At 65.3% G+C, this 6202-nt stretch carries 3 protein-coding genes; 1 reads left to right on the forward strand and 2 read right to left on the reverse strand.

Annotated elements, in window-relative coordinates; all coding sequences use genetic code 11:
- Both EYW49_RS22530 and EYW49_RS22535 read right to left on the reverse strand, forming a co-directional pair.
- Nucleotides 1–2192: GNVR domain-containing protein (locus EYW49_RS22530; RefSeq protein ID WP_131311964.1), on the reverse strand; the 2192-nt coding region annotated here is incomplete at its 3' end.
- A gap of 290 nt (nt 2193–2482) precedes the next feature.
- A complete protein-coding gene (locus EYW49_RS22535) occupies nt 2483–4468 on the reverse strand; it encodes a hypothetical protein (protein ID WP_131311966.1) in 1986 nt (661 codons plus the stop codon).
- 396 nt (nt 4469–4864) lie between these two features.
- On the opposite strand from EYW49_RS22535, the gene EYW49_RS22540 reads away from it, so the two are divergent.
- Nucleotides 4865–6160: a polysaccharide biosynthesis/export family protein gene (locus EYW49_RS22540; RefSeq protein WP_131311968.1), complete on the forward strand. Its 1296-nt coding sequence runs from the start codon at nt 4865–4867 to the stop codon at nt 6158–6160.
- Nucleotides 6161–6202: the final 42 nt, after the last annotated feature.

Raw genomic sequence — 6202 nt, forward strand, 5'->3', positions numbered from 1 at the left:
TCGGCGATGAGCATGTCGCGGACGGCGCTGCGGGGGGTCTTGCCCCATTCGACGACGAGATAGTAGCCGTCGATGAAGCGGGAGGCGGCGACGGCGTCGATGACGGCGCCGATCGGCGGAAGGTCGATGATGATCAGATCGAAGGCGGTCGCGGCCTTCTGGACGAGATCGATCATCGCCTGGGAGCCGAGGGCGTCGCTCGATGCGGCGATGCGCTTGTGGGTGGCGCCGGGCAAGAAGACGAGCTTCGATCGCTCTTCGATGTGGACGACGTCCGAGAGGGCCTTCTCTTTGGACTGGAGAAGGTCGACGAAACCGAGGGTGGCCTGCGGGGTGAGATCGCGCGTCAGCTGCGGATTGCGCAGATCGCCGTCGACGAGGAGGACCCGTTCGCCCTGGGCGGCGATCAGCGAGGCATAGTTCTTCGCCGCGGTCGACTTGCCCTCGTTGGGGAACATCGAGACGAAGCCGAGGACGAGGGGACGCTTCACACCGAAGCGGAAGTCGGTGGCGATCTTGAGGGCCCGCATGGATTCGGCGTAGCGCGACAGTGGGTCGTCGAGCACCACTTCGAGGCCGGGGTTGGCGGGGCGAACCACGCGGGCGGAGCGCGATCCTTTGCCTTCCGCGTGCGCCTCGGGGTGGAGTTTGAAGGTGTCCTTCGGCAGTTCCGGCACATAGGCGATGAAGTCGAGACCGAGCTCCTCGCGGACTTGGGTGGAGGTGCGGAAGCCGCGCTCACGGAACTCGCGCAGGGCGGCGACACCGCCGCCGACGAGGCCGCCGAGGAACAGCGAGCCGAGAAGCACGAGGAGCTTCTTCGGGCTCGAGGGGAGGAGCGGGATCGCCGCCTCGGTGATGATGCGAGCGTCGGTGATCGGGAAGGACTGCTGCTGGAGCATGTCCTGGGCCTTCTGCAGATAGCCCGCGTAGAGGGTATTGTAGGTGGTGGCCTCCTGTTCGAGCGCGCGCAGCTTGGCCATCGCATCGGAGTCGGCGAGGTTGGCGGTGCGCATGCGCTCGATCGAGCGCTCGAAGTTGGCGACGCGGTCGGCGGCGATCTGCACGTCGCTCTGGTAGCTCTGCAGCAGGCGAACGATTTCTTCGAAGATCAGATGTTCGTACTGGAGCATCTCTTGGCGGGCATTCTGCGCCTGGAGATGCTGGGGGCCGAGCTTCGCGGTGATGTCGGCATTCTGCTTGGCCGACAGGAGATATTTGCTACGCAGCTGCGCGATATTGGGGTTGGTGAGCGAGTCGACGACGGCGGCGGTATATTCCTTGGCATCGACGATCTGTTTGAGGCGCTCATATTTGGCCTGGGCCGAGGCGAGATCGTTCTTGGCGACCGCCAGCTGGGTGTTGGCGTCGGTCAGGTTCTGCTCGCTGATCAGGCGACCGGAGGCTTCGGTCAGGTTGTTGCGGGCCCGAAACGCCTGGACGGCCTGATCGGCGGCATTGGCCTTGGCCTTCACCTCGCGGATGCGATCGTCGAGCCACAGCGAGGCCCGCCGGGTGGCGTCGAACTTCGACTCCAACTGCTCTTCGAGGTAGGACGACGCATAGGTCGAGGCGATGGTGCGGGCCAGCATGCGGTCCGCGTCGGTGTATTCGATGGTGAGGACGTAGGTGCGCGCGTTGCGCGTCACCTTCAGATAATATTTCAGTTGCTCGACGACGACGAGCTTCTGCAATTCGGGTGGTAGATCTTCGTAGCGAGGCGTGGGGTCGGCAATACCCAGCCACCGCAGTGCACCGTCGACCTGATTGGACACCCACGAGAAGGTCGCTCCGAACACCGACCGAGGGGGGTTCACGAAGCCGAGATTGGTGGTCAGTTGGAGCCGATCGACGACCGCGCCGGCGAGTTTGTCCGACATGAGCACCAGGACTTGGCTGTCGACCGCGCCGGTGTCGAAGGCGAGAGCCCCCTCGAACGCGCTGGTCGCGGTCATGCCGACCTGTTTGGCGTCGATCAGCAGGCTCGCCGTCGCGGTGTAGCGGGGAACGGCCAGCGCCAGGTAGCCGATGCCGAGGGCGAAGCAGACGGCGACGGAGATGCCGATGGACTTCTTCTGGCGATTGGCGGCCTGCAGGATGGTCTGCAGCCCTTCTTGAGCGCGCTCGGCAACGGGATGAAAGCTCCCATCCCTGGTGAAGTCGCTCGTCGAATTCTCGGCGTTCATCGACATCAGGCGGCAGCCTCCACAGCATCGTCCATCAAATAGAATCGTCCCGTGTCACTCGAAAGACCGGGTTGCCGCGCATCCGATTCAGAAACACTCGGGCGTCGTAAATCGACGAACGAACCTTCGGATGCGTGCCGACCAGACCCTCTGCCGATAAACGCGCCGCCCTGCAATTTTTTTGTTCTCATGGGGAACATGGACCCAGATCTATTTGTCGGACCTCATGTTCACCCTCGAGGGCTTACCATCGATCCGGGTTGCAGTGCAAGACGAGCGCCTTCGCGCCCGCCGGATCATCGTTTGCGGTTGGCGCCGATATCGAGCTTCAACAGGCCGGGAAGGGCCTGCGGCGCTCCGGCCGCCGCGGCGACGAGGGTCGTGAGCGGGATCGGCGCCACCACCGTCGCCGTCAGATCGAGCGTCTGCGGATCGTTGAGGAAGCCGATCGCCGCGAAGATCATCTGGTTGCGGGCGGCGGCATCCGGGATCGGCGCCATGATCGACGGCATGTTGGCCGTCAGCGCCTTCTTGATCGCCTCCGGCGGCTGCTTGTTGACCGCGGCGATCAGGTTCAAGGCGCGCGGGGCGAGCCCTTCGTCGCGATAGCCGAGCTTGAAGCGTTTGAGGCCCGCCTGCTGGTAGACGGTGCCGATGGTCTCGGGGCGTTCGAAGAGCGACCGCGGGACGTTGACGAGAGAGCCGGACAGGGTGAGGCGACCGAGTTTCTCGAACGCGAGCGACAGGGTCTCGAGGGTCACCTCGTCGGGGCCGTCCTGCCAGTTGGCGGCGATCTCGAGGCCGATCGTCACCTTGTCCTGGCCGAGATCGGTCAGGAAGCCGCGCAGTTGCGGGTTGGTGAGCGCCGCGACCGGGAGCGTCAGGCCCTCCACGTTCACCTTCGAGCGGGTCGGGACGACCCCGATGGGCTCGCTCGTCTCGATCCGGGCTTTCGCCAAGCTGAGATCGAGGTTGCTCTTGAGGACGTGCAGACCACCGAGTTCGATCGAACCGAAGATCGGCACCAACCCTCTGGGGCCATCCTGGGCCTCCGAGGCGGGCGGCGGAACCAGACGCAGGCGGCCGATCGCCAGGGTCTCGAGCGAGGCAGCGGTGTCCACGTCCTTGAGGCTGACACCGGAGAGCCGGGCCTCGTTCAGGCTTCGCGGGTCGACGGTGTCGAGGGTGAGGGTCTCGAAGGCGAACTGCCGCTTCGGCTCGGTCGTCCCGTCGTCGGCGATCAGGCGGCGGAGCTCGACGGCGTCGATGACCGCGAAGTCGGCGAGCGCGTCGGCGAACGCCCGGGCTTCGTCCTTGTGGGTGACGAAATACTGCGGGTCTTGCGAGGTGGCGTCGAGGATCGGCGTCAGATTGCGCGAAAAGGGGCGCAGGCGGACCGGTCCGGCGGTGACGGCCTCGAAGCGCACGACGCCGGAGGCGTCTCGACTGCTGGTCGCCCCGATCTCCAGGCTCTTGGCGAAGACCGCCCAGGGTCGGTTGGTCGCGCCGGAGATGTAGCTGCGGGCCTCGAAGATCCGGGTGAGGGCGGTGAGATCGAACTCGCCGAGCGTGACCCCGGCGATCTCCGTCGAGGCTCTCGACTCGTCCCGCGTGACGGTGATTCGGCCGACCTTCAGTTGGGCGACGCGCCCCGCCGTGAGCCCCTTGGTCTCGAGGCCGGCGATGGCCGCCTTCCAGAGGGAAGGGCTTCCGGAAGCAGAGATCTCGACGGGGCCCAGCGCTACCGAGCCGATCGAGGTGCGGGCGAGATCACCGAGACGCGCCACGAGGCTGGTGAAGGGCTTGCCGGGATCGAAGCGGCTCTGATCGATCTGCGGCAGCACGGCATCGTCGAGCCGGAGCGTGGCGATCGAACCGGCGACGCCGCCGGCCTCCAACTTCACGCCCGTCGCCGCCAGGGTCTTGGCGGAGAATGTGGATTTGTCGCTCTGCGCGTCGGTGACGTCGAGGCTGGCGATCGCCAACTGGCCACCGCTCGTCGGCGGTTGTCCGGCTACGGGGGCAGGTCCAGGGGCGACGATCTTCAGACCGCGCACCCGCGCCGTGTTGCCGGCGGCGTCGTAGTCGATCGATGCCGTCTCGACGGCTACGCCGGAGGCTTTGAGATCGGCGAGCCAGCCCCGCACGACGACGTCCGAACGGGGTGCCCGCAACGCAGAGGGGGCCGGCTGTGCCACACTCGGTTCGGTCCACACCGCACCGAGGGCTGCGCCGACGATCAGCGCCAGCCCGACAGAAGAACCGAAGAAAGAACCGCGCATGAGGATCACCCGTTTCGAAAACACGTTCCCGCACCCGGGGCTTCGACCGTCCGGACCGGACACGACACTTCGCCTGCCTCGCCCATCGGGATGACTATGAAATGACGATCTTGCATGAGATGGCGGTTCCCGATGTTAATCTGAAGCAATTTACCAAAGTTTAAATCTGATCGTGGTTTATGTGGGACAACGCGCCGGCCCGAGGCGGTGTCTTCGGGGTAGGCGGGAGCTTCGTTCTGATGCGACCTCGCCACAGCGATATGGCGAATCTCGGGTGGCGCTGTCTGGCCACTTGTGTCGGAGGATCCTCGCGCTGTAATGCTGCCCTGAGAGTTGTCGGTGGTCTTTCGTGACCCCGGCCCAACCCGCCCCGCAACCGACGAGCCGGTAGGCAACATGCAGAACCAGTCTCGAATCCCAAATCTTGTGGTCGACGGTGTCGGGTCTCGGGTGCTCGGCGAGCACCACGCGTCGCGCTCTTCCAACCTGCGCCGCTCCGCTTCGCTCGCCTGTCTGTCCGTGGCGGTCTTCCTCGGTGGCTGTGACGTACTCTCCCGCGACGGCCCCGCCACCCGCTCGATCGATGCCGGCGCCACCGAGACCGTGCGCGCCCCCGACGCGGCGGCCCTCTTCCAATATGTCCTGATGGACGTCGATCAGGCGGCCATCGCCAACTTCGGGCTTCCGACCGCCTCGTCGCTCTATACCACCTTCGGCAACGATCGCGGCCCCGCGCCCCAGATTCTCGTGGGTGTCGGTGACATCCTCCAGATCACCGTCTTCGAATCTCAGTCCGGCGGCCTCTTCATTCCGCTCGAAGCCGGGTCGCGCGCCGGCAACTTCGTCACCATGCCGCCCCAGACGGTCGACAGGAAGGGCACCATCACCGTGCCCTACGCCGGTGAGATCCAGGCCGTCGGACGCTCGATCCCCGATCTGCAGAAGGCCATCGAGAAGGCGCTGGCCAGTCGCGCCATCGAGCCGCAGGTGGTCATCACGCTCGGTACGCAGAGCTCGAGCCAGGTGTCGGTGATCGGCGACGTCAACACCGCTTCCAAGGTCAACGTCGGTCCCGCCGGTGATCGGGTCCTCGACGTTCTCGCCAAGGCCAACGGCATCATCCATCCCGGCTACGAGACCTACGTCACGGTTCAGCGTGGCACCCGCAAGGCGACCGTCTACTTCGATACCATCCTCGCCGACGCCCGCGAAAACATCTTCGTGAAGCCCGCCGACACCATCTACGTCTATCGCGAGGCCCACAGCTTCCTCGCCTTCGGCGCCGTCCGGGCCTCCGGACGCATCGAGTTCGGCTCCACCCAGATCTCCTTCGCCGAAGCCGTCGGCAAGGCCGCCGGTCTCGACGACGCCCGAGCCGATCCGCGCGATGTCTATCTCTACCGCACGGTCTCGCGTGAGCGGATGGCCAAGGCCAACGTTCCGCTCGACAAGTTCCCGGTCGGGCAGAAGGAGATCCCGGTCATCTTCAAGGCAAACCTGCGAGACCCCGCGAGCTACTTCGCCGCTCAGAAGTTCCAACTCGCCGACAAGGACGTCGTCTACGTCTCCAACTCCGGTGCCTACGAACTCTATAAGTTCCTCACACTCCTCAACAACACCTCCGACACGATCGCAAACGTCCCATCCAACCTCGCAACCGCACGAAACGCAGGAAAATCCCTCGGACAGTGAACAGGGACAGGCGGTAACCGCGAGACACGGGGCAAGGCCAGG

This window comes from Siculibacillus lacustris, assembly GCF_004328075.1.
GTDB classification, from domain to species: Bacteria; Pseudomonadota; Alphaproteobacteria; order Rhizobiales; family Ancalomicrobiaceae; genus Siculibacillus; species Siculibacillus lacustris.